The sequence below is a fragment of the Xanthobacter sp. YC-JY1 genome (assembly GCF_021730305.1).
GTDB classification, from domain to species: domain Bacteria; phylum Pseudomonadota; class Alphaproteobacteria; order Rhizobiales; family Xanthobacteraceae; genus Xanthobacter; species Xanthobacter flavus.
Genome location: NZ_CP032674.1, coordinates 2,634,191 through 2,654,928 on the forward strand (window position 1 = coordinate 2,634,191; position 20,738 = coordinate 2,654,928).

Sequence of the window (20,738 nt, forward strand, 5' to 3'; positions counted from 1 at the left end):
CGCGCCCGAAATGGCAGCGAGGGATGTGATCCATGTTATCCAAATCGATCCAGATCACGGCGACAGCGGTCTCGATACTTCTGGTCCTCCTCATTGGGTGTCCCAGGGCGGATGCTCAGGTGGGCGAAAACTGTCGGAACACCTCCGAAGGTCGCGTCTGCGAGATCACCCAGCCCCTCGTGAACGGCGCCCCGCTCGATGAGGCGACCCGCAAGGCGCGGGGGCTCGTGATCGTCAACGGCGGATGCAGCGGCATTCTGCTGAACCGCTACTGGGTTCTCACCGCTCGCCACTGCATTACAAACGAGCCAGCCGGTGCGACCGCTGGCGTCGATATCGGCTCGCCGGCCTTTCCAGCCAATCAGGTCACGATTACGGCCGCCTGGGATCCAACGCTGAGCGCGCAGGCGTCCGACTATTACGAGTTCGCCGCCAACCGGAACCTGGCCACCGGCGCCCTGCCAGCCTGCGACATCGTGATGGTCTATCTCGGCCTCGGTGATCTCGGCCCGGTGGCAGGAATACTGCCCTATATCGCTGAGCCGGACGGCACGGCGCCGGATCGCTGGACAGGCGTCCGGCTTCAGACGACGGACCACGTCATCCAGAACGGCCAAGGCTTCGGCACATTTGCGAGCGGCGCCTTTCTCGTCAATGGGCAAGCGGATCCGCGCAATCCGCCGCAGCAGGCGACCGGCCTTGGAACATACCGCAGCGGCCAGTTCACCCCCTCCGACATCAGCGCGACCGGATACACGCTGACCCTGAACTCGGCCGCTCAGGTCGGACAGGGCGGCGACAGCGGCGGCCCCACCCTGGTCGGGCGGCGCGACGGTCGCGGGCTTGCCGTGGCTGGCGTGCAGTCCACCTGCAGCGCGACGGGCTACGTGCCGAACGCACCACTCCCGGCCGGCGCGTCCAATCCGGGCTGGGCCTGGGCGACGGGCATCTCCGGCTGCCAATACGTCTCGGTAGAGCCGCTGGTGCGCGAAATTGGCGATGCCATGATGCGCGCACCCGTCTGCAAGACTGACGCGGAATGCGCGTCCACGACCCTGCCGCTCATCCTCGACTACGTCCTCGCCGATGCCGCACCGGCGGCCACCGCGAGCCTGACCACCATCACCCGCTATCTCACCAGCGACGAGTAATCCTGAACCAGGGAGAAACCGAAATGACGACCCATGCAAACGTCTGGGGCTGCGCGATTGTGCTCGCCTGCAGCTTCGGCCTCGGCCAGTCCGCGGGCGCTCAACAACTGACCGTGACGGCAGGAACTGTTCTTAATGTCTTCGCGGACCCGTCCGATTTCGTCGTGGAAATGGACAAAGCCGGCCGTTGCGGCTCGAAGTATTTCCATATCCAACGCGCCAAGGCCAATTTCAAGGAAGTCACCGCGGTGATGCTGACGGCCTTCACCGCGGGCAAGACCTTCACGGGTTTCATCGAAGGCTGCGCCGGTGACCGGAACATCCTAAGCCACGGCGAGGTCTCGCGCTGACCACGGATCGCGAGACGCTTCAGGCCGGAGCGTGGCTCCGGCCTTCCCTCACACCTTCACCCGAAACGGCGTGAAGTCCGTGCCGACGTCATAGACGTCCACCCCCTCCCGCCGCTTCATGAAGCCGACGATCTTGTAGGTGACGGGGGTGAGCACGGCTTCCCAGCCCACCTTGAGCAGGTAGTTCGAGACCATCACCGTCAGCACGAGGTGGGTGTCCCACACGCCGAGGAAGGCGAGCGGGTAGAAGATGAGGCTGTCCACGGCTTGCCCGACGATGGTGGAGCCGATGGTGCGGGTCCACAGCATCCGGCCGCCGGTGAGCACCTTCATCCAGGCCAGCACGAAGGCGTTGGCGAACTCGCCGCACCAGAAGGCGAGGATGGAGGCGAAGAAGATGCGGGGAGTCTGGCCGAACACGCTGGTGATGGCGTCCTGCCCCGTCCAGCCCGGCGCGGGCGGGATGGCGACGACGATGGCCGTCATCAGCGCCGCATAGACGGACGCGGCAAAACCCACCCACACGATGCGCCGGGCACGGGCATAGCCGTACACCTCCGTCAGCACGTCGCCGAGCACGTAGGACAAGGGAAAAAACAGCACCGCCGAGCCGAACACGAACGGGCCGATGAGCGGCAGTTCCACCACCGACACCTTGGCGGCGCCGACGAGGTTCGAGCAGATCAGGATGACCGCGAAGGCCACCATGCAATAGTCGTAATAACGCAGGCGCTTGCCTTCGAGGGCGCGCGCCTCCACCGGCGTGATGCCGGCGCGGGTCTCGACGCCATCGACGCCGAAGGAAGTGTTGTCGGAAAGCATGTGGGGCAGCCTCGATGCTGCACCGCATTAAACCGCAAAGCGCCGCACAAGCCCAGCTCCAGCCTGGGAAGGCCCGCCGCGACGGCTCAGCGCGAGAAGGTCGCCACCAGCTCCACATGGGCGGAATAGCGGAACTGGTCCACCGGGACCACGCTTTCCAGCCTCATCCCGCCCGCGACGAGGAGCGCCGCATCCCGGGCGAAGGTGGCGGCGTTGCAGGAGACGTAGACAAGGCGCGGGAGCCGCGAGACCGCAAGCTCGCGCGCCTGTGCCTCCGCGCCCTGCCGCGGCGGATCGATCACCACGGCATCGAAGGCGGCCAGCTCAGCCGCCATCAGCGGGCGGCGGAAGAGGTCGCGCGCCTCGCCGTCCACGCCCTTCAGGCCCGGCGTGTGGCCGGCCTTGAGCAAGGCGGCGAGCGCACCCGCATGGTTTTCGGCGGCGAACACGCGGGCGGTCTCGGCCAAGCGCAGCGCGAAGGTACCGACCCCGGCGAACAGATCCGCCACCTTACGGGCACCGGCCATGCCCGCCGCGACATGATCCGCCAGCACGCGCTCGCCCTCGGCGGTCGCCTGGAGGAAGGCAGCCGGTGGCAGGTCAACCCGGGCCCGGCCCATGGCGAGACGCGGAGGCTCGCGCTGGATGACGAGTTCACCATGGCGCGTCAGCCGGGCGAGGCGGAAGCGGTCGGCGATCACGGCAAGGTCGGTGAGAAGCGCGGGCGGCAGCGGGCCGGAGCCGCGCACGTCCATGTCCAGCCCGGTGTCGGTGGCGATGAGCTGGAGATCGAGCGGCTTCTTCAGCGGCGCCAGCGCCTCGGCCACCGCACGGGCGGCCGGGAGCGCCTGGTCGAGGCCCGGCGCCAGCACGGGACAGGCGTCAATGGCGACCATGGCGTGGGACTTGCGCTCGGCAAAGCCGACGACGGTCCGCGCGCCATACTGACGGGCGTGGAAGATCACCCGCCGCCGCCCCGCTCCGTGGGCATCGATGGTCGGGGCCACGTCCGCCTCGATCCCCTCGCGGGCCAGCGCATCCACCACCATCTGTCGCTTCCAGGCGAGATAGGGCGCACTGTCCCAATGCTGGAGCAGGCAGCCGCCGCACCGGCCGAAATGCGGGCATTCGGGCTCCACCCGCTCAGGGCTCGGCTCGATGATGGCATCGAGGCGGATGCGCTCGCCCTCGACCTCCCCGCGCACCAGCTCCCCGGCGAGGGTGAGGGGGGCGAACAGGGGGCCGGAGGGGCCGCGGACGATGCCATCGCCCTGCGCGCCCATGCGCTCGATGCGGAACTCGGTCACGGTCGGATCGCCCCCACGAGATATTCCTGATTGCCGTCGCCGCCGGCGATGGGCGACGGGATGCGGCCGATGAGGCGCCAGCCCAGCGCCGCAATCTCCTGCTCCACCTTGGCGCAGACCTCTTCCCGCACCGCCGCGTCGCGCACCACGCCCTTGCGGACGAAGGCGCGCCCCGCCTCGAACTGCGGCTTCACCAGCGCGACGAGCCGCGCGCCGGGCGCTGCGAGCGCGAGCGCGGCCGGCAGCACCAGCGCGAGCGGGATGAAGCTGACGTCGATGACGATGAGATCGAAACCGCCCGGCACCACGGCGTGATCGAAGGTGCGGATGTCCGTTTCCTCGAACAGTCGGACGCGCGGATCGTCCCTGAGCCGGGCGTGGAACTGGTCGCGCCCCACATCCACCGCATGCACCCGGCGCGCGCCCCGGCGCAGCAGCACCTCGGTGAAGCCGCCGGTGGAGGAGCCCACGTCCAGCGCCTCGGCCCCTCCCGGATCGATGGCGAAGGCGTCGAGGCCCGCCGCGAGCTTGAGCGCGCCACGCGACACGTAGTCGTGGATGTCCTCCGCCTCGATACGCGCGGCGACGTCGATCTCCGCCGAGGCCTTGGCCACCACGACCCCATCCACCCTCACCAGCCCGGCGGCGAGCGCGGCCTGGGCGCGGGCGCGGCTGTCGAACAGGCCGCGCTCGACCAGCAGACGGTCGAGCCGCATGCGCCGGCCGGCGTCCTGTTGGCCGTCAGGGGCCGGATGGGAATGGGATTTCAACATTTTTTGCCGCAGGGCTCCCTGCCCGATGTCGCGGGCGGCCGGGGGCCGTGATATGCGATGGCTGCGGGGGACGCAAACACCAGTCGACAGTTGCGATTCGGAAACCGGAGGCGCTTTGCCGGGTTTCCGATCCTGTCGAGCATGCGGCGAGGGGCGAGGCCCGGTGGCGATGGGTGGATGGTTCTACGGCCGGTGCGCGATCCTGGCGATCGTTGCGGCATGTGTGCTCGCACCAACTGCGGGCGTGGCTGCGCCCAAATCGTCCGGCAAGTCCGGCGGGAAATCCGATTCCAAGACCGACGCCAAGTCGGACCCCCGGGTCTGGATGGTCGTCAAGGTCGACGAAACTTACGTGCTGCGCTTCGGCCTGCCCCGCACTGCAGATCCAGTGTTCGCCGTCTCCTGCCAGCCGGGCGCGCAGCTGATCCAGTTCACCGCGGAAGTGGCTTCAGGCAAGGTGAAGGCCGGCGACGGCGTCGCCCTTTCCCTAGCGGCGGGCAAGCGGCGGCTGGAGCTGGCGGCGTCGGCCTTCCGGGGCTCAGCCGAGGGCAAAGTGGTGGTGGAAGCGGCGGTTGCGCTGGACGGCCGCGTTCTCGACCTCTTCTCGGACGCGGACAATCTGGTCGTGCGCCTGCCCGGCGCCACCGAGACCTATCCGCTCGCCGGAGCCAAGGCCAAGCTGCCGGACTTCCGCCGCGTCTGCCTCACCGCCATGCCCGCGCCGGCCGACCGCAGGTAACTTTACGGCAGGCTGGTATCTTTCCCTTTTGGATCGAGCCGGTATGATCCGCCGCCGCAAAAGGGACCCTGACATGCTCCGTTCCGTTCTCGCCGCCACCGCCGCCCTGGTTGTCGTCTCGGCCCCGGCCATCGCCGCGCCCGCGCAGGAGAAGCCGGCGGAGAAGATGGTCTGGCACATCCAGGACAGCGAGGACACCGCAGCCCTGGTGTACGGCGTGCCCGACAGCGACAAGGCCGCGATCTTCTTCCTCTGCCAGAAGGACGGGTCCGCCATCACCGTCCAGTCCATGATCGGCTCGAAGGATCTGGCGCGCGGCGCCCAGACCGCCATCGTGCTGAGCGCCGGCAGCATGAAGAAGAGCTACCCCGGCAAGGCAGTGGCCATGGAGGAAGGCGACGCGGTGAATGTGGAGGCGCCGGCCCAGATGACGGACGTCAAGGCGCTCACCAAGGCCTCCGGCACCCTCACCATCGAAGTGAAGGGCGCCAAGCAGGCGATCTCGCTCTCCGGCATCGGCCCGGCCATCACCAAGTTCGAGACCGCCTGCAAGCCCAAGAGCTGAGCAGCCCTTAAGAAGCCGGCGGCCTGAAGCTGCCGGCTTAGGCAGCCCCGGCGAGGCCCCCGGCCTTCTCGATGAAGGCGGCCACCACCTCCACTCCCACGCCATTGCGGATGGAGGAAAAGACGTAGGGCCGGCCGGCCCGCATACGGATGGTGTCCGCTTCCATCACCGCCAGATCGGCGCCGACCATGGGCGCGAGATCGGTCTTGTTGACCACCAGCATATCCGACCGCGTGATGCCCGGCCCGCCCTTGCGCGGGATCTTCTCTCCCCCCGCCACGTCGATCACGTAGATGGTGATGTCGGCCAGCTCGGGCGAGAAGGTCGCGGCGAGGTTGTCGCCGCCGGATTCGATCAGCACCAGATCGAGGTTGGGGAAGCGGGCATTCATGTCCGCCACCGCGCGGAGATTGATGGAGGCGTCCTCACGGATCGCCGTGTGCGGGCAACCACCGGTCTCGACGCCGAGGATGCGCTCGGGCGGCAGCGCGCCGGCCACGGTCAGCAGGCGCGCATCTTCCTTGGTGTAGATGTCATTGGTGATGGCGCAGAGGTCGTAGCGCTCGCGGAAGGCCTTGCACAGCGCCTCCATCAGCGCCGTCTTGCCCGAGCCCACAGGGCCGCCGACACCGACGCGCAGGGGATTCTTGGCGGAACTCATGAGCGGAACAGCCTCGTATATTGGGTTTCGTGGCGAAAGCTGCCGAGATCGGCACGGAAGGTGGCTGTGCCGAGATCGCCCAGCGTGAGAGCGGGAATGTCCGCCGCGAGCGCCCGCACCGCCGGTGCAAGGCCGGCGACGACACGGGTGCCCGCCGTCTGGCCCACGGGGGCGAGCCGGATGCCCGACGACACCAGCGCCTGCACCAGCGCCAGCAGGAACCCTTCGAGCGTCGGGCCGAGCGGAATGCGGTGCGCCCCCGCGGCAAGCCCCACCGCGACGGGATAGGCGACCTCACCGGAAAGGGCGCTCGCCGCCGTCTCGAGCGCGGAGGAAGGCCAAGCCACGCGGACGGCATCAAGGAAGGACCGGCCCTGCTGGCAGGTTTCCAGCCTCAGCTCGGCAGACGGCGCGAGGCAGACGGCGAGCGCATTCACCTCGCCAAGCGCAGCTCCGTCTTCCGCCATCGTCGCCCGCCAGGCATGGGCCAAGAGGATGCCGTCCGAACGGCCGAAACCGAGCCGCATCAGGTCCGACACCTGCGCCGCGAGGCTCGCCTCGTCCTTCACATCGCCGGCCTCCACCGCCCATTCCAGGGCGTGGGAGTAGGCATAGGCTCCCACCGGAAAAGACGGCGAAAGCCACGCGAAGAGCGGAAGCAGATCGGGCAGAGCAGGCGTGGCGCCCTCGCCCTGCGATGTGCCGGGCTGGTCAGCCATGCTTGTGGTCATGTCCGCAGCCCGGGCCGTGGACATGATCTTCGGCGGCATGGTCGTGGTCGTGCTTATGGCCGTGCTCATGGTCGTGATGGGCGTGGCCATGATGGGAATGATCGTGCGCATGGTCGTGGCCGCATCCGCAGACGTCACCGTGGGCATGGCCATGGTCGTGATGTTCGTGACCATGATGTTCATGGCCATGGTGCTCGTGCTCATGAGGCTCGTGCCCATGGTGTTCATGCGCGTGGCCGTGCCCGCCATGGGCCTCCGCCGCCTCGTAGGCGCCCTTCTCCGGACGGAAGGGGCGGCTCACCTTCGCCACGCCGGCGCCGAGGCCGCGCACCATCTCGGTGAGCACGTGGTCGTCCACGAAGTAGACGGCGGTCTCGGTGATCTCCGCCGGCACGTGCCGGTTCCCGAGGTGCCAAGCCACTTTCATCAGCCGCAGCGGATTGGCGGTGGTGACCTCCACCAGTTCCTCGGCGGCCGCCTTGATGCGGACGAGGCGCCCGTCCTCCAGCTTCACCGCGTCGCCGTCGTCCAGAACCGTCGCCTTGTCGAGGTCGAGCAGAAACGAAAGGCCGCCGTCCGCCGTGAAGGCGAAGCGGCGGCGGTGGCGGGCATGGTGATCGAGGGTTATCTCGTCCGCCACCTTTTCCGGGCGGACGGCGGGACGGCGGACGACGGTGGTGGCGCGGATCATCGGGTTACTCCGTACAGCCACCCGAGCACCCTGCCCCACCGCCTTCGCGGGTTCCGGCTGCGCTCAGGTGGCGCTGTCCTGCCGATTCTGGTTGGTCTCGAACAGGAACCACAGGCGCTTCTCGGCCTCGTCCACATATTCTTCCAGCAGGCTGGCGGTGGCAATGTCCTCCGCCTCGTCGCAGATCTCGTGGGCCTCGCGCATGGTCTTGATGGCCGCCTTGTTGTCGGCGATCAGCTCCGCGAACATGGCCTCGGGCGAAACGTAGGGCTCGTCATTCTCCTTGAGCCCGGTGAGCTTCAGGATCTCGCCGAAGGAATGCACCGTCCGGCAGCCGATCTTGCGCACGCGCTCGGCCAGCGGGTCGATGGTGGCCTGGATGGTATCGGCCTGCTCGTCCAGCAGCAGGTGGTAGTCGCGGAAATGCTTGCCGCTGACGTGCCAGTGGAAGTTCTTGGTCTTGAGGTACAGCACGAAGCTGTCGGCCAGCACGCGGTTGATGGCGTCCGCCACCTTCTGTGCCTTGGCGCTGTCGAGATCGGTGGGCGTGGCGAGGGCGGAGGTCTTCGCCGGCTTCTTGGACAATGAACGAACGACGGCCATGGGTGTGGCTCCTCAAACGAAGCGGGTTGCAACACCCGCTGCAACGAGGAGCCACGGCGAAGGTTCCGCCGTGCACGCCGATATTCGCTCAGAACAGGAAGTAACGCTGCGCCATGGGCAGAACGTCCGCTGGCTCGCACACCAGCAGCTCGCCGTCCGCGCGCACGTCATAAGTCTCGGGATCGACCTCGATGTGGGGCGTGGCATCGTTGTTGATCATGCTCTTCTTGGAGATACCGGAGCGGGTGTTCTCCACCGCCACCAGCTCCTTGGCGATGCCGAGCCGCCCGGCGAGCCCATCCTCGATGGCCACCTTCGAGACGAAGGTGAGCGAGGTATGGGTGCGCGCCCGGCCAAAGGCGCCGAACATGGGGCGGTAGTGCACCGGCTGGGGCGTCGGGATGGAGGCATTGGGATCGCCCATCTGCGCCATGGCGATGGCGCCGCCCTTGATGACGAGATCGGGCTTCACGCCGAAGAAGGCCGGCGTCCACAGCACGAGGTCGGCGAGCTTGCCCGCTTCCACCGATCCGATGTGCCGGGACATGCCGTGGGCGATGGCCGGGTTGATCGTATATTTCGCGATGTAGCGGCGGGCGCGGATGTTGTCGCTGTCAGTCTCGCCCGGCAGCGATCCGCGCTGGCGCTTCATCTTGTCCGCCGTCTGCCAGGTGCGGATGATGACCTCGCCCACCCGGCCCATGGCCTGCGAATCCGAGCTCATCATGGAGAGCGCGCCGATGTCGTGGAGGATGTCCTCCGCGGCGATGGTCTCCTTGCGGATGCGGCTTTCCGCGAAGGCGAGATCCTCGGCGATGTCGGGATCGAGGTGGTGGCACACCATGAGCATGTCGAGATGCTCGTCGATGGTGTTGCGGGTGAAGGGGCGTGTCGGGTTGGTGGAGGAGGGCAGCACGTTCGGCAGGCCCGCCACCTTGATGATATCCGGCGCGTGTCCCCCGCCCGCGCCTTCCGTGTGGAAGGCATGGATGGTGCGGCCCTTGAAGGCGGCGATGGTGTCTTCCACGAAGCCCGACTCGTTCAGCGTGTCGGTGTGGATCATCACCTGAACGTCGAGCGCATCCGCGACCGACAGGCAGCAATCGATGGCGGAGGGCGTCGTGCCCCAGTCCTCGTGCAGCTTGAGGGCGCAAGCGCCGGCCAGCACCATCTCCTCCAGCGCTCCGGGCAGGGAGGCGTTGCCCTTGCCGGCGAAGGCGAGGTTCATGGGGAAGGCATCCGCCGCCTCGATCATCCGGGCGATGTGCCACGGGCCGGGCGTGCAGGTGGTGGCGAAGGTGCCCGTGGCCGGCCCCGTGCCGCCGCCCAGCATGGTGGTAACGCCGGAGGCCAGCGCCTCCTCGATCTGCTGCGGGCAGATGAAATGGATGTGGCTGTCGAACCCGCCGGCGGTGAGGATCTTCCCCTCCCCGGCGATGATCTCCGTGCCGGGGCCGATGATGATGTCCACGCCCGCCTGCACATCCGGATTGCCGGCCTTGCCGATCCGGGCGATGCGGCCGTTCTTCAGGCCCACGTCGGCCTTCACCACCCCCCAGTGGTCGAGGATGACGGCATTGGTGATAACCGTATCCATCGCCCCGTCGGCATTCGTGACCTGCGACTGGCCCATGCCGTCGCGGATCACCTTGCCGCCGCCGAACTTCACCTCCTCGCCATAGACGGTGAAATCCTTCTCGATCTCGATCACCAGCGAGGTGTCGGCGAGCCGCACCCGGTCGCCCGTGGTGGGGCCGAACATGTGGGCATAGGCGGCGCGGGGCATGCGGGACGAGGACATGAGGCGGGCCTTCCGGCAGAAACGTTCAAGCTGAAACAAAAAATGGGTCGGGACGCTGCGCTTACAGCTTCCCCGCCACCGCCGCGCGGAAGCCGTAGACCTCGCGCTTGCCGCCGAACGGCACCAGCGTCACGTCCCGCGTCGCGCCCGGCTCGAAGCGCACGGCCGTGCCGGGGGCGATGTCGAGGCGCATGCCGCGCGCCTTGTCCCGGTCGAAGTCGAGCGCCGGGTTGGTCTCGAAGAAGTGGTAGTGGCTGCCCACCTGGATCGGCCGGTCGCCCGTATTGGCGACGGTGAGGTGAACCCGTTCGGCCCCCTCGTTGAAATGGATGTCGCCTTCCTGCGGCAGCAATTCGCCGGGCACCGTCTCGGAAGGCGTGCCGCGGATGGGGTGGTGGACGGTGACGAGCTTGGTGCCGTCCGGAAAGGTCGCCTCCACCTGGATGTCGTGGATCATCTCGGCGATGCCCTCCATCACCTGATCTGAGGTGAGCACCTTGGCGCCGGCCTCCATCAGCTCGGCAACGGTGCGCCCATCGCGGGCGCCCTCCACCACGAAGTCGGTGATGAGCGCGACCGCCTCAGGGTGATTCAGCTTCACACCGCGGGCGAGGCGCTTGCGCGCCACCTCGGCGGCCATGGCGACCAGGAGCTTGTCCTTCTCGCGCGGCGTCAGCAGCACGGCATCTCTCCTCGAACGAGCATCAGGTGGCCCACACGCGCGGTAGCGGGGCCTTTCGGAAAGCCATCAGAAACGAGGTTGCGGCGCGGCGCAACGTCCCTATGTCCGGGGCGAGCCAGCGCACGGCGAGAATGCCGTTCCAGGCGCTGGCGCCGGCCTCGCAGGGCACGCTCTCCGTGAGGGCGCGCGCCTCCTCGAGCCGCGCCTCTGCGTCGGGGGCGATGTAGAGAAGTGTCGCTAGCGCACGGGCACCGGCCGCGACCGCCGGACGCTCCAGCAGCGCGCCGATGGGGCCTTCAAGCCGGAAGGCATCGGCATAGACCAGCGCGCCGCCGCGCCGGATGCGCCAGTGGTCCTCAAGATGCCCCTCCCCCATCGCGTCGCCATGCGCGAGGCGGCCGAGCATGAGGCCCTCGAACGAGAGAAAGGTGGCATCGGGCGCGATGTCCACCTCGTAGCGGCGCTTCAGCCGGGCGCGGTCGAACAGGATAGTTTCCTGTGGCAACCATTCCAGCCGCGCGCCCTCCTGCGCCGCGAGCGACACGGAGATCTCCGCCAAGGGCCCATCGGAGCGATAGACCTTCTCGGCGGCCGGCGTCGCGACGGTGAGGTGTGCGCCCGGACCGGCCGTCGCCTCGATCGTGAAGCGGTCGCCGCAGCAGACCCCGCCGGCGGTATTGACGATGACGGCTTCCAGCCCCGGCCCGCCGCGCGGCATCCGCACGCGCATGGCCCCGCCTTCCGCGAGGTCGGCCACGCGGGTCACCGCGCCGAACTGCGCGGCGGCGATGCGGACGCGGCCTTCGCTGCGCTGGCGCTGGGGTGGGAGGGGGGCCGACGTTTCGTCAGATCGCCATGAGGCGGCGAACATCGTCGCCATCCAGCCCACTCCTGTCACCGCTTGCCACCACCTCGCCCCGGTCCATCAGGATGAAGCTGTCGGCGAGATCGCGGGCGAACTCGAAATACTGCTCCACCAGCACGATGGCCATGTCGCCCTTGTCCCGCAGGTAGGAAATCGCGCGGCCGATGTCCTTGATGATGGAGGGCTGGATGCCCTCGGTCGGCTCGTCCAGCACCAGCAGGCGCGGGCGGGTGACGAGGGCGCGGCCGATGGCAAGCTGCTGCTGCTGCCCGCCGGAGAGATCGCCGCCGCGGCGCCGGAGCATGGATTTCAGCACCGGAAAGAGGTCGAACACCTCCTGCGGCACATACTTCTCCTTGCCGGACAGCCGGGCATAACCCGTCTCCAGATTTTCCTTCACCGAGAGCAGCGGGAACACCTCCCGCCCCTGCGGCACGAAGCCGATGCCCATCGCCGCGCGGTCGGGCGTCGAGAGCTTCGAAATCTCCTTGCCGTCCAGCGTGATCGAGCCGCCGGCGATGGGCCGCTGGCCGACGATGGCGCGCAGGAGCGAGGTCTTGCCCACGCCATTGCGGCCGAGCACGCACGTCACCTTGCCCGCCTCGGCCGAGACCGACACCTTCTTCAGGGTGTGGGCGGCGCCGTAATAGAGGTCGAGGTTCTCCACCTTCAGCATGGCCTCACCTCCCCAGATACACTTCGATGACGCGATCGTCGGCACTCACCTGATCGAGCGGACCTTCGGCCAGCACCGAGCCCTCGTGCAGCACCGTGACCTTCACGTCGAGGTCGCGCACGAACTGCATGTCGTGCTCCACCACCACCACAGAGCGGGTCTTGGCGATTTCCCTGAGGAGCACGGCGGTGTCCGCCGTCTCCTGGTCGGTCATGCCGGCGGCGGGTTCGTCAACGAGCAGCAGGCGCGGCTCCTGCGCCAGCAGCATGCCGATTTCCAGCCATTGCTTCTGTCCGTGGGAGAGGTCGCCGGCGCGGCGATGGCGGCTGTCCTTGAGGCGCACGCGCTCCAGAAGCTCCTCCACCCGCTCGCGCTCGTGGCGGCTCGGATTCCACTCGATGTTGGCGAAGGGGCGACGGTCGGCCTTCACCGCGAGGAGGACGTTGTCCTCCACCGAATGCATGTCGAAAACGGTCGGCGTCTGGAACTTGCGGCCGATGCCGAGCTGGGCGATGGCCGCCTCATCCATGCTGGTGAGGTCGTTGGTGCCGGCGAAGAGGGCCACGCCCTGGTTGGGGCGGGTCTTGCCGGTGATGACGTCCATCATCGTCGTCTTGCCGGCGCCGTTGGGGCCGATGATGGCCCGCATCTCCGCCTCGCCGATGACGAGGGAGAGCGCGTTCAGCGCCCGGAAGCCGTCGAAGGAGACCGTGATGTTGTCGAGATAGAGCAGCGCCGGGGTCAGGGCCATCGGGTCCGGGCCGGGCTGCTCCGCCTTCAGGAAGCCGAGCTCGGCTTCCAGCGAGAGTGCGCCATGCGACTTGACGGCATAGGGATCGGCAGAGGGAGAAAGCATGCTCATGGGGCTCACTCCGCCGGGGTCGCGCTGGGGGTGGGTGCCGAGGACGGCCGGCGGGCCTTCCACTTCTCGGAGAGGCTGGCCGCGAGGCCGAGCACGCCCTTGGGCAGGAACAGCGTGACCAGCACGAACAGTGCGCCGAGGGCGAACAGCCAGGCCTCCGGCAGCACGCCGGTGAACCAGGTCTTGCCAGCATTGACGATGAGCGCGCCCAGCGCCGCGCCGACCAGTGTGCCGCGCCCGCCCACCGCCACCCAGATCACCATCTCGATGGACTGGGCGGGGGCGAACTCCGACGGGTTGATGATGCCCACTTGCGGCACGTAGAGCGCCCCGGCGACACCTGCCAGCATGGCCGAGAGCACCCAGGCGACCAGCTTGTAGTTCTCCACCCGGTAGCCGAGGAACCGGGTGCGGCTCTCCGCGTCGCGCACCGCCACCAGCACCTTGCCGTATTTGGAGGTGACGAGCGCCCGGCACAGCACATAGCCCGCCGCCAGCGCCACCGCCGAGAGCACGAACAGCACGAGGCGGGTCGAGGGCGCGGAGATGGGGAAGCCGAGGATGTCCTTGAAATCGGTGAGGCCGTTGTTGCCGCCGAAGCCCATGTCGTTCCGGAAGAAGGCGAGCATGAGCGCGAAGGTCATCGCCTGCGTGATGATGGAGAGATAGACGCCGGTGACGCGCGAGCGGAAGGCGAACCAGCCGAACACGAAGGCGAGCGCCCCCGGCACCAGCACCACCATGAGCATGGCGAAGGGGAAGATGTTGAAGCCTTCCCAGAACCAGGGCAGTTCCTTGTAGTTCAGGAACACCATGAAATCGGGCAGCACCGGATTGCCGTAGACGCCGCGCGCGCCGATCTGGCGCATGAGGTACATGCCCATGGCGTAGCCGCCGAGGGCGAAGAAGGCGCCGTGTCCGAGCGACAGCACCCCGCAATAGCCCCACACCAGATCCACCGCCACGGCGAGCAGCGCGTAGCACAGATACTTGCCGAGCAGCGGGATCATGTAGTCCGGCACATGGAGCGGATTGCCGGGGGGCAGCAGCAGGTTCGAGGCGGGGATGAGCACGCCCGCCGCCAGCACCGCGAGGAGGAAGATGCCGCCGGTGCGGTCGATGATGCGGGTGCGGTTCATGATTCCACCGCCCGGCCCTTGAGCGCGAACAGACCGCGCGGGCGCTTCTGGATGAACAGGATGATGAAGACGAGCAGCAGGATCTTGCCCAGCACCGCGCCGGCAAAGGGCTCAAGAAGCTTGTTGGCCACGCCCAGCGTGAAGGCACCCACCAGCGTGCCCCAGAGGTTCCCCACGCCGCCGAACACCACCACCATGAAGCTGTCGATGATGTAGCCCTGCCCGAGGTTGGGGCTCACATTGTCGATCTGCGAGAGCGCCACGCCGGCAATGCCGGCGATGCCCGAGCCGAGGCCGAAGGTGAGCGCATCGATGCGCCCGGTGCGGATGCCCATGGCCGCCGCCATGCGCCGGTTCTGCGTCACCGCCCGCACATAGAGGCCGAGCGGCGTTCGCCGGAGCACCAGCAGCAGGGTGAAGAACACGATCAGCGCGAAGCAGATGATCCAGAGCCGGTTGTAGGTGATGGACAATTGCCCGATCTGGAACGCGCCGGACATCCACGAGGGCGCACCGACCTCCTGGTTGGTGGGGCCGAACACGCTGCGCACCGCCTGCTGGAGGATCAGCGAAACACCCCAGGTGGCGAGCAGGGTTTCGAGCGGCCGGCCATAGAGGAAGCGGATCACCGTCCGCTCGATGAGGATGCCCACGAGCGCCGTGAACAGGAAGGCCAGCGGCAAAGCGATGGTCAGCGACCAGTCGAACAGATAAGGCGCCTTCTGGCGGATCAGCTCCTGCACCACGAAGGTGGTGTAGGCGCCCAGCATCACCATCTCGCCATGGGCCATGTTGATGACGCCCATGACACCGAAGGTGATGGCGAGGCCGATGGCCGCCAGCAGCAGAACGGAGCCGAGCGAGAGGCCGTACCAGACATTCTGCACCACGGCCCAGAACTTGAGGCTCTCCTCGGCCTTCGTGATGCCCGCCTCGGCCGCGGCCTTGAGGGCCGGCGGCGAATTCGCCGGCAGGCTGCGCAGCAGGCTGATGGATTCCTGATCGCCGCGCGCGGCGATGAGCTGGATGGCGGCGCGGCGATCCGGCTCGGGCGCGTCGGCCTTGCCGATGAGGATGGCGGCGCGGGCCTGCGCCAGCGCGGCCTTCACGGCCGGCACGGTTTCCTTGGCGATGGCCGCCTCGACCGTGGGCAGCGCCGCAGCATCGCGAGACTTGAACACGGCGGCGGCGGCATCGAGCCGCTTCGCCGGATCAGCATTGAGCAGCGTCAGCGCCCCGGCCGCGGCATCGAGCGCGCGGCGGACTCGGTTGTTGGCCCGCACCGGCGAGAGATTGGCCGGCGCGCTGCCGACGATGGCGCCCGTGGCCGGATCGACCATGCCGCTGGGGGTGCGGATGAAGACGGCCTTGGTCGCCGGATCATAAAGCAGGTTGCCGGCGGCCAGCGCCTCGACCACGGCGGCGGCCTGCGGGCTGCCCGAAGTGGCGAGCGCCGCGACCGCATCGGTCGTGTCGGAATAGCTGTCGTTGCCGAACTTGGCGATGATGCCGGAAATGTCCGGCTGGCTCTGCGCGCGGGCGGGGACCGAAGCCACGAGCCCGGCCATCAGCACGGCAAGAAAGGAAAGAAAGAGGGTCCGCAGCGTGCTGGGCGAGACGTTCGCCTGCGGTACGGGAAGGGGCAGCCGCATCATTCGGGTCATCCGCTCCGGCGCGGCCGGGCAAGCCGGCGGCCCTTATCGGGAGTGCAGCAGGGCTCCCCCTCCCCTTACGGGGAGAGGGAGGGGCGCCCCGAAGGACGGTACGAGAGGTCGAGATAAAACCTTGAAGAGCCTTCGGCAGGCCGCGGGGACCGATGATCCCCGCGCTATGGCAGCCGCTTAGTTTGCAGGCGCCTACTTGGCGGCCGCACCCAGGCATTTGTTGGTCGTGGTGTCGTAGTTGCCGCAATTGTACTTGACCCAGTCGGCAACGAGGTTCTTCGAACCTTCGAGGTACTTGGACCAGGCTTCGCCGGGGATCAGGTCCTTGGTCTTCCACACCACGTCGAACTGGCCGTTGTCCTTGATCTCACCGATGAAGACCGGCTTGGTGATGTGGTGGTTCGGCAGCATCTGCGAGACGCCGCCCGTGAGGTTGGCCTGCTGGATGCCCGGCAGGGTGGCGATGACCTTGTCCGGATCGGTCGTGCCGGCCTTCTCCACCGCCTTCACCCACATGTTGAAGCCGATGTAATGGGCTTCCATCGGGTCGTTGGTGACGCGCTTCGGATTCTTGGTGAAGGCGTGCCACTTGTCGATGAACGCCTTGTTCTCGGGCGTGTCGATGGACATGAAGTAGTTCCAGGCCGCGAGGTGGCCGAGGAGCGGCTTGGTGTCGATGCCGGCGAGCTCTTCCTCGCCCACCGAGAAGGCCACGACCGGGATATCGGTCGCCTTGATGCCCTGGTTGGCCAGCTCCTTGTAGAAGGGCACGTTGGCGTCACCGTTGATGGTGGAGACCACGGCGGTCTTCTTGCCAGCAGAGCCGAACTTCTTGATGTCGGAGACGATCGTCTGCCAGTCGGAATGACCGAACGGCGTGTAGTTGATCATGATGTCCTCGGCCTTCACGCCGCGGGACTTCAGATAGGCTTCAAGGATCTTATTGGTGGTGCGGGGATAGACATAGTCGGTGCCCGCGAGCACCCAGCGCTCCACCTTCTCCTCGTTCGCGAGGTAGTCCACCGCCGGGATGGCCTGCTGGTTCGGCGCGGCGCCGGTGTAGAACACGTTGCGCTCGCTCTCCTCACCCTCGTACTGCACGGGGTAGAAGAGGATGTTGTTCAGCTCCTTGAACACCGGGAGCACGGACTTGCGGGACACCGAGGTCCAGCAGCCGAACACGGCCGCGACCTTGTCCTTGGTGATCAGCTCACGGGCCTTCTCGGCGAACAGCGGCCAGTTGGAGGCCGGGTCCACCACCACGGCCTCAAGCTTCTTGCCGAGCAGGCCGCCCTTCTTGTTCTGCTCTTCGATGAGCATGAGCATCACGTCCTTCAGCGTGGTCTCGCTGATGGCCATGGTGCCCGACAGTGAATGCAGGATGCCGACCTTGATGGTGTCTTCGGCCCGTGCCGCGCCCACTCCCATCGTGCCCGCGACGACGGCGGCAGCGGCGAGCGCCCCGAATCCCCTCCTGGTCGTCCGTCCCAGCAAACCGAGCATGCGCTCTCTCCCCTATTCCGACGGCCCAAGCGGGGCCGACCAATGGAGAGTGAGCAAGGCGCGTGCCAAGGCCGGTTGCACCGCACAGTCGGGCGCCACACAATACCTCGCTCCAATCCCGCTTGAGGCCATGGGAGGGAGGCGGAGGCGAATGCCCACGTATTGGGCAGGGCGGCGAATTGCAAATGGCTAAAATTGCATCATCGGCGCCAATCCATGCATGCAACGGCCGAAAAGGGTAATTCTATACAGCCTCAAACGCGACTGCGCCCTGCTGAAACAAGACTCTCTTCGGAAGGCGACTGCGCAGCGATTAAGCAGCAGCCCCGGCGCAGCGCGCCGCCTCGTTCCCCTCGCGCAGCGTAACGAGAGGCCGTGCGCAGCGATCGCCGCGCACGGCTCCAGCCTCAGAGGAAGTTGAAGAGGTACAGGAGGACGATAACCGAGATCGGAACGCCCATGATCCAAAGTAGAATTCCGCGCATGTCCTTGGCTCCACAGGTTTTCAAGCTTTCGCGATGAGAACGTGGCAAGGCGAAGTCCGGTTCCGCGCGGCATGCTCTTGACTTGTCCGCGAAGCTCAGACTTCCGTGGCCGCGTAACTGAAGGGAGCGATCGCGTGGACGAACTGATCTCCGGCTACCAACGGTTTCGCGAAACGGCATGGCCCGAGCGCAAGCTGCTGTTCGAGCGGCTGGCGGCGCGCGGCCAGAAGCCGGAAACGCTTGTGATCGCCTGCTCGGACAGCCGCGTCGATCCGCAGATGATCTTCGACGCCGGCCCGGGCGAGATGTTCGTGGTGCGCAACGTCGCCAATCTCGTCCCGCCGTTCATGCCCGACGCCAACTATCACGGTACGTCGGCAGCCATTGAGTTCGCGGTGCGGGTGCTGAAGGTGAAGCAGGTCGTGGTGCTCGGCCACGCCCAGTGCGGCGGCATCCATGCGCTGCTCGACGGGGCGCCTCCCGGCGCGGAGGATTTCGTCGCCGGCTGGATGAAGATCGCCGAGCCCGCCCGTCTGATGGCCGAGGATGCCAACCTGCCGGCCGACGAGCGCCAGCGCTTCTGCGAGCAGTGCTGCGTCAAGCTCTCCCTCGCCAACCTCGCCGGCTTCCCCTGGGTCGCCGAGCGGGTCGCCGAAGGAGACCTCAAGCTGCACGGCGCCTATTTCGGCGTGGCCACCGGCCGCCTGGAGATGCTGGCAGACGACGGCACCTTCAAGCCCGCCTGAACCGGTCCGCGCACGGGCGGTGAGTTGACCTAAAGGCGTGCCGAAAGGGCAGCGCGGCCGGTTGTTCCGGCCGCGTTTCATCCCCTTGTATTAAATGGTGATTATCCGATATGGGTCGGCTCGACCGGCACCTTGCATTGGACAGGGCCGTTCTTGCTTGAACATCCCCTCGAACCGGGACACACCCATATGACCGACGCGGCTATCGCATCGCGGCTCGGGCACGAGCACGTCGCTGACATCGTCGAATTCCTGAATGGCAAGACCGCCGAGGAAGCGACCGGCGTGGTTGCGCATATGCCGCTGAAATGGGCGGTCGAGGTGCTGGACCAGCCGCAGTTTCACGATGCCTGCGAGGTGATCGAGGCGCTGCCGCAGGAGCGGGCGGTCGGCATTCTCGAAGGCATGTCCGCCGACCGCGCCGCCGACGTGCTGCGCTGGATCGAGGAACCGGCGAAGGGGCGGCTTCGGGATGCGCTCAGCCCCGAGGCGCAGGCGGCGATCGACCACCTGCTCACCTATCCCGAGGGCACGGCCGGCGCGCTGATGACCACCGAGTTCGTCTCGGTGCCCTCCAACTGGACCGTGCAGCAGACCCTCGACCACATCCGCGAGGTGGAGCGCAGCCGCGAGACCGTCTACGCCATCTACGTGCTGTCGCCCGGCACGCGGCGGCTGGTGAACACGGTGTCGCTGCGCCGGCTGATCTCGGGCAATCCCGGCGATTCGATCCTGTCGGTGGCGAACCCCTACACGCCGATCACCGTCCCGCCGAACCTACCGCAGGAGGAGGTGGCGCGGACCATCTCCAAATACGATTTCCTCGCCGTGCCCGTCGTGGACACGACCGGCCACGTCCTCGGCATCGTCACCGTCGACGACGTCATCGACGCCATGATCGAGGAGCAGACCGAAGACGTCCAGCGCATGGGCGGCATGGAGGCCATCGACGAGCCCTATCTGGAAATCTCCTTTAAGGAGATGATCCGCAAGCGCGCGGGCTGGCTGTGCATCCTGTTCATCTCCGAGATGTTCACGGCGAGCGCGATGCAGTTCTTCTCCGACGAACTGGAGAAGGCGATCGTGCTGGCCCTGTTCATCCCGCTGGTGATGAGCTCGGGTGGCAATTCGGGCTCGCAGGCAACCTCCCTCATCATCCGCGCCCTGGCGCTGCATCAGGTGCGGCTGCGCGACTGGTGGCGTGTCGCCCTGCGCGAACTGCCCACGGGAATCACGCTCGGCACCATCCTCGGTGTCATCGGCATCATCCGCATCATCGTCTGGCAGCAGGTCGGGCTGTTCGACTATGGCGAGTACTGGAAGCTTCTGGCCGTCACCATCGGCGCCGCGCTGATCGGCATCGTCACCTTCGGCTCGCTGGCGGGATCGCTGATGCCCTTCCTGCTGAAGCGCCTCGGCTTCGACCCCGCCTCCGCTTCAGCGCCCTTCATCGCGACGCTGGTCGATGTGACCGGCATCGTGATCTACTTCTCGGTGGCTTGGCTGTTCCTTCACGGAACCATCCTGTGAGGGCTCAGGACTGCCGGACGAAGCGCATTAGCGCGCCGTAGCCGTCTTCCTCCGCATCCTCGGATTCCTCCGCTTCCGCCGGCGCCTCGGTTTCGCTGGCTGCGGCGGCAAGGTCCGATGCCGTCACCTCGAACCCACGGGAGGCGAGGAAGCGCACCGCATCCTCGGTGGAGGAAAACCCCTCCACCGCCTCGGCGAGGACGGCACTGAGACCGGTGTTGCCCGACGCATCGGTCTTCAGTCGATCCATGTCGGCGTTTGTCATTGAAATACCTCTCGTTGGTTTTGCGTCCTTAAGCCGAACACGAGACCCACCGCGAAGTTCCGAAAGCCCGCGCACGGCGAGCGCGCACGACTTGCGTTCTTGATCCCTTTACCGTCATCCTGCGGCA

Annotated in this window: 22 protein-coding genes; 6 read left to right on the forward strand and 16 right to left on the reverse strand. The window is 67.2% G+C overall.

All coding sequences use genetic code 11. The features are described 5' to 3' along the window. Positions 1 to 32: 32 nt before the first annotated feature. Together D7006_RS12260 and D7006_RS12265 are read left to right on the forward strand one after the other, a co-directional pair. A complete protein-coding gene (locus D7006_RS12260; RefSeq protein WP_237356791.1) occupies positions 33 to 1,151 on the forward strand; it encodes a trypsin-like serine protease in 1,119 nt (372 codons plus the stop codon). A gap of 23 nt (positions 1,152 to 1,174) precedes the next feature. Continuing rightward, complete coding sequence (locus D7006_RS12265; RefSeq protein ID WP_169120321.1) at positions 1,175 to 1,501, forward strand: hypothetical protein; 327 nt, start codon at positions 1,175 to 1,177, stop codon at positions 1,499 to 1,501. A 48-nt stretch (positions 1,502 to 1,549) separates the two neighbouring features. Here D7006_RS12265 and D7006_RS12270 read toward each other — a convergent pair whose 3' ends face one another. The 3 genes from D7006_RS12270 to D7006_RS12280 form a co-directional block, all read right to left on the reverse strand. Next, positions 1,550 to 2,323, reverse strand: a complete 774-nt coding sequence (locus tag D7006_RS12270; RefSeq protein ID WP_237356792.1) for a queuosine precursor transporter — start codon at positions 2,321 to 2,323, stop codon at positions 1,550 to 1,552. A gap of 86 nt (positions 2,324 to 2,409) precedes the next feature. Then, a complete protein-coding gene (locus D7006_RS12275; RefSeq protein ID WP_371745114.1) occupies positions 2,410 to 3,606 on the reverse strand; it encodes a class I SAM-dependent RNA methyltransferase in 1,197 nt (398 codons plus the stop codon). Between the two features lie 20 nt (positions 3,607 to 3,626). Then, positions 3,627 to 4,346 (reverse strand): TlyA family RNA methyltransferase, encoded by a 720-nt coding sequence (locus D7006_RS12280; RefSeq protein ID WP_237356794.1) that lies wholly within the window; start codon positions 4,344 to 4,346, stop codon positions 3,627 to 3,629. Positions 4,347 to 4,647: 301 nt separating this feature from the next. On the opposite strand from D7006_RS12280, the gene D7006_RS12285 reads away from it, so the two are divergent. Continuing rightward, positions 4,648 to 5,142 (forward strand): hypothetical protein, encoded by a 495-nt coding sequence (locus D7006_RS12285; protein WP_237356795.1) that lies wholly within the window; start codon positions 4,648 to 4,650, stop codon positions 5,140 to 5,142. Positions 5,143 to 5,215: 73 nt separating this feature from the next. Continuing rightward, a complete protein-coding gene (locus D7006_RS12290; protein WP_169120313.1) occupies positions 5,216 to 5,707 on the forward strand; it encodes a hypothetical protein in 492 nt (163 codons plus the stop codon). A gap of 37 nt (positions 5,708 to 5,744) precedes the next feature. Here D7006_RS12290 and ureG read toward each other — a convergent pair whose 3' ends face one another. From ureG to urtA, 12 genes are all read right to left on the reverse strand, one after another. Further along, a complete protein-coding gene (gene ureG / locus D7006_RS12295) occupies positions 5,745 to 6,368 on the reverse strand; it encodes an urease accessory protein UreG (RefSeq protein ID WP_237356796.1) in 624 nt (207 codons plus the stop codon). Beyond that, a complete protein-coding gene (locus tag D7006_RS12300) occupies positions 6,365 to 7,087 on the reverse strand; it encodes an urease accessory protein UreF (RefSeq protein ID WP_237356797.1) in 723 nt (240 codons plus the stop codon). The genes ureG and D7006_RS12300 overlap by 4 nt, the downstream gene beginning before the upstream one ends. Beyond that, positions 7,080 to 7,790: an urease accessory protein UreE gene (locus tag D7006_RS12305; RefSeq protein ID WP_237356798.1), complete on the reverse strand. Its 711-nt coding sequence runs from the start codon at positions 7,788 to 7,790 to the stop codon at positions 7,080 to 7,082. The genes D7006_RS12300 and D7006_RS12305 overlap by 8 nt, the downstream gene beginning before the upstream one ends. A 63-nt stretch (positions 7,791 to 7,853) precedes the next feature. Further along, positions 7,854 to 8,393, reverse strand: coding sequence for a Dps family protein (locus D7006_RS12310; RefSeq protein WP_229644428.1), 540 nt, complete (start codon positions 8,391 to 8,393; stop codon positions 7,854 to 7,856). A gap of 88 nt (positions 8,394 to 8,481) precedes the next feature. After that, on the reverse strand, positions 8,482 to 10,194 hold the full coding sequence (gene ureC / locus D7006_RS12315) for an urease subunit alpha (protein WP_169120305.1): 1,713 nt from the start codon (positions 10,192 to 10,194) through the stop codon (positions 8,482 to 8,484). Between the two features lie 61 nt (positions 10,195 to 10,255). After that, a complete protein-coding gene (locus tag D7006_RS12320) occupies positions 10,256 to 10,876 on the reverse strand; it encodes an urease subunit gamma (protein WP_169120303.1) in 621 nt (206 codons plus the stop codon). 22 nt (positions 10,877 to 10,898) lie between these two features. Beyond that, complete coding sequence (locus tag D7006_RS12325; RefSeq protein ID WP_371745096.1) at positions 10,899 to 11,756, reverse strand: urease accessory protein UreD; 858 nt, start codon at positions 11,754 to 11,756, stop codon at positions 10,899 to 10,901. Then, on the reverse strand, positions 11,722 to 12,417 hold the full coding sequence (gene urtE / locus D7006_RS12330) for an urea ABC transporter ATP-binding subunit UrtE (protein ID WP_168457876.1): 696 nt from the start codon (positions 12,415 to 12,417) through the stop codon (positions 11,722 to 11,724). Before urtE ends, D7006_RS12325 begins: the two co-directional genes overlap by 35 nt. Positions 12,418 to 12,421: 4 nt before the next feature. Beyond that, on the reverse strand, positions 12,422 to 13,168 hold the full coding sequence (urtD, locus tag D7006_RS12335) for an urea ABC transporter ATP-binding protein UrtD (RefSeq protein ID WP_237356902.1): 747 nt from the start codon (positions 13,166 to 13,168) through the stop codon (positions 12,422 to 12,424). Positions 13,169 to 13,284: 116 nt separating this feature from the next. Beyond that, positions 13,285 to 14,418 (reverse strand): urea ABC transporter permease subunit UrtC, encoded by a 1,134-nt coding sequence (gene urtC / locus D7006_RS12340; RefSeq protein WP_237356799.1) that lies wholly within the window; start codon positions 14,416 to 14,418, stop codon positions 13,285 to 13,287. Then, a complete protein-coding gene (urtB, locus tag D7006_RS12345) occupies positions 14,415 to 16,073 on the reverse strand; it encodes an urea ABC transporter permease subunit UrtB (RefSeq protein WP_237356800.1) in 1,659 nt (552 codons plus the stop codon). Before urtB ends, urtC begins: the two co-directional genes overlap by 4 nt. 201 nt (positions 16,074 to 16,274) lie before the next feature. Beyond that, positions 16,275 to 17,510: an urea ABC transporter substrate-binding protein gene (gene urtA, locus D7006_RS12350; RefSeq protein ID WP_371745116.1), complete on the reverse strand. Its 1,236-nt coding sequence runs from the start codon at positions 17,508 to 17,510 to the stop codon at positions 16,275 to 16,277. A 694-nt stretch (positions 17,511 to 18,204) separates the two neighbouring features. On the opposite strand from urtA, the gene D7006_RS12355 reads away from it, so the two are divergent. Both D7006_RS12355 and mgtE read left to right on the forward strand, forming a co-directional pair. Then, positions 18,205 to 18,816, forward strand: coding sequence for a carbonic anhydrase (locus tag D7006_RS12355; protein WP_229644423.1), 612 nt, complete (start codon positions 18,205 to 18,207; stop codon positions 18,814 to 18,816). A gap of 189 nt (positions 18,817 to 19,005) precedes the next feature. After that, positions 19,006 to 20,346 (forward strand): magnesium transporter, encoded by a 1,341-nt coding sequence (gene mgtE, locus D7006_RS12360; protein ID WP_169120293.1) that lies wholly within the window; start codon positions 19,006 to 19,008, stop codon positions 20,344 to 20,346. Between the two features lie 4 nt (positions 20,347 to 20,350). Here mgtE and D7006_RS12365 read toward each other — a convergent pair whose 3' ends face one another. After that, complete coding sequence (locus D7006_RS12365; RefSeq protein WP_229644421.1) at positions 20,351 to 20,611, reverse strand: hypothetical protein; 261 nt, start codon at positions 20,609 to 20,611, stop codon at positions 20,351 to 20,353. Positions 20,612 to 20,738: the final 127 nt, after the last annotated feature.

Coding starts and splice junctions, on each gene's coding strand:
- D7006_RS12280 (WP_237356794.1), bottom strand. CDS start 4,346: ATGCGGCTCGACCGTCTGCTGGTCGAGCGCGGCCTGTTCGACAGCCGC.
- D7006_RS12305 (WP_237356798.1), bottom strand. CDS start 7,790: ATGATCCGCGCCACCACCGTCGTCCGCCGTCCCGCCGTCCGCCCGGAA.
- urtC (WP_237356799.1), bottom strand. CDS start 14,418: ATGAACCGCACCCGCATCATCGACCGCACCGGCGGCATCTTCCTCCTC.
- urtA (WP_371745116.1), bottom strand. CDS start 17,510: ATGGGAGTGGGCGCGGCACGGGCCGAAGACACCATCAAGGTCGGCATC.
- D7006_RS12265 (WP_169120321.1), top strand. CDS start 1,175: ATGACGACCCATGCAAACGTCTGGGGCTGCGCGATTGTGCTCGCCTGC.
- D7006_RS12260 (WP_237356791.1), top strand. CDS start 33: ATGTTATCCAAATCGATCCAGATCACGGCGACAGCGGTCTCGATACTT.
- urtE (WP_168457876.1), bottom strand. CDS start 12,417: ATGCTGAAGGTGGAGAACCTCGACCTCTATTACGGCGCCGCCCACACC.
- urtD (WP_237356902.1), bottom strand. CDS start 13,168: ATGGCCCTGACCCCGGCGCTGCTCTATCTCGACAACATCACGGTCTCC.
- D7006_RS12325 (WP_371745096.1), bottom strand. CDS start 11,756: ATGGCGACGATGTTCGCCGCCTCATGGCGATCTGACGAAACGTCGGCC.
- urtB (WP_237356800.1), bottom strand. CDS start 16,073: ATGATGCGGCTGCCCCTTCCCGTACCGCAGGCGAACGTCTCGCCCAGC.
- ureG (WP_237356796.1), bottom strand. CDS start 6,368: ATGAGTTCCGCCAAGAATCCCCTGCGCGTCGGTGTCGGCGGCCCTGTG.
- D7006_RS12290 (WP_169120313.1), top strand. CDS start 5,216: ATGCTCCGTTCCGTTCTCGCCGCCACCGCCGCCCTGGTTGTCGTCTCG.
- D7006_RS12365 (WP_229644421.1), bottom strand. CDS start 20,611: ATGACAAACGCCGACATGGATCGACTGAAGACCGATGCGTCGGGCAAC.
- ureC (WP_169120305.1), bottom strand. CDS start 10,194: ATGTCCTCGTCCCGCATGCCCCGCGCCGCCTATGCCCACATGTTCGGC.
- D7006_RS12310 (WP_229644428.1), bottom strand. CDS start 8,393: ATGGCCGTCGTTCGTTCATTGTCCAAGAAGCCGGCGAAGACCTCCGCC.
- mgtE (WP_169120293.1), top strand. CDS start 19,006: ATGACCGACGCGGCTATCGCATCGCGGCTCGGGCACGAGCACGTCGCT.
- D7006_RS12275 (WP_371745114.1), bottom strand. CDS start 3,606: ATGGGCGCGCAGGGCGATGGCATCGTCCGCGGCCCCTCCGGCCCCCTG.
- D7006_RS12270 (WP_237356792.1), bottom strand. CDS start 2,323: ATGCTTTCCGACAACACTTCCTTCGGCGTCGATGGCGTCGAGACCCGC.
- D7006_RS12300 (WP_237356797.1), bottom strand. CDS start 7,087: ATGGCTGACCAGCCCGGCACATCGCAGGGCGAGGGCGCCACGCCTGCT.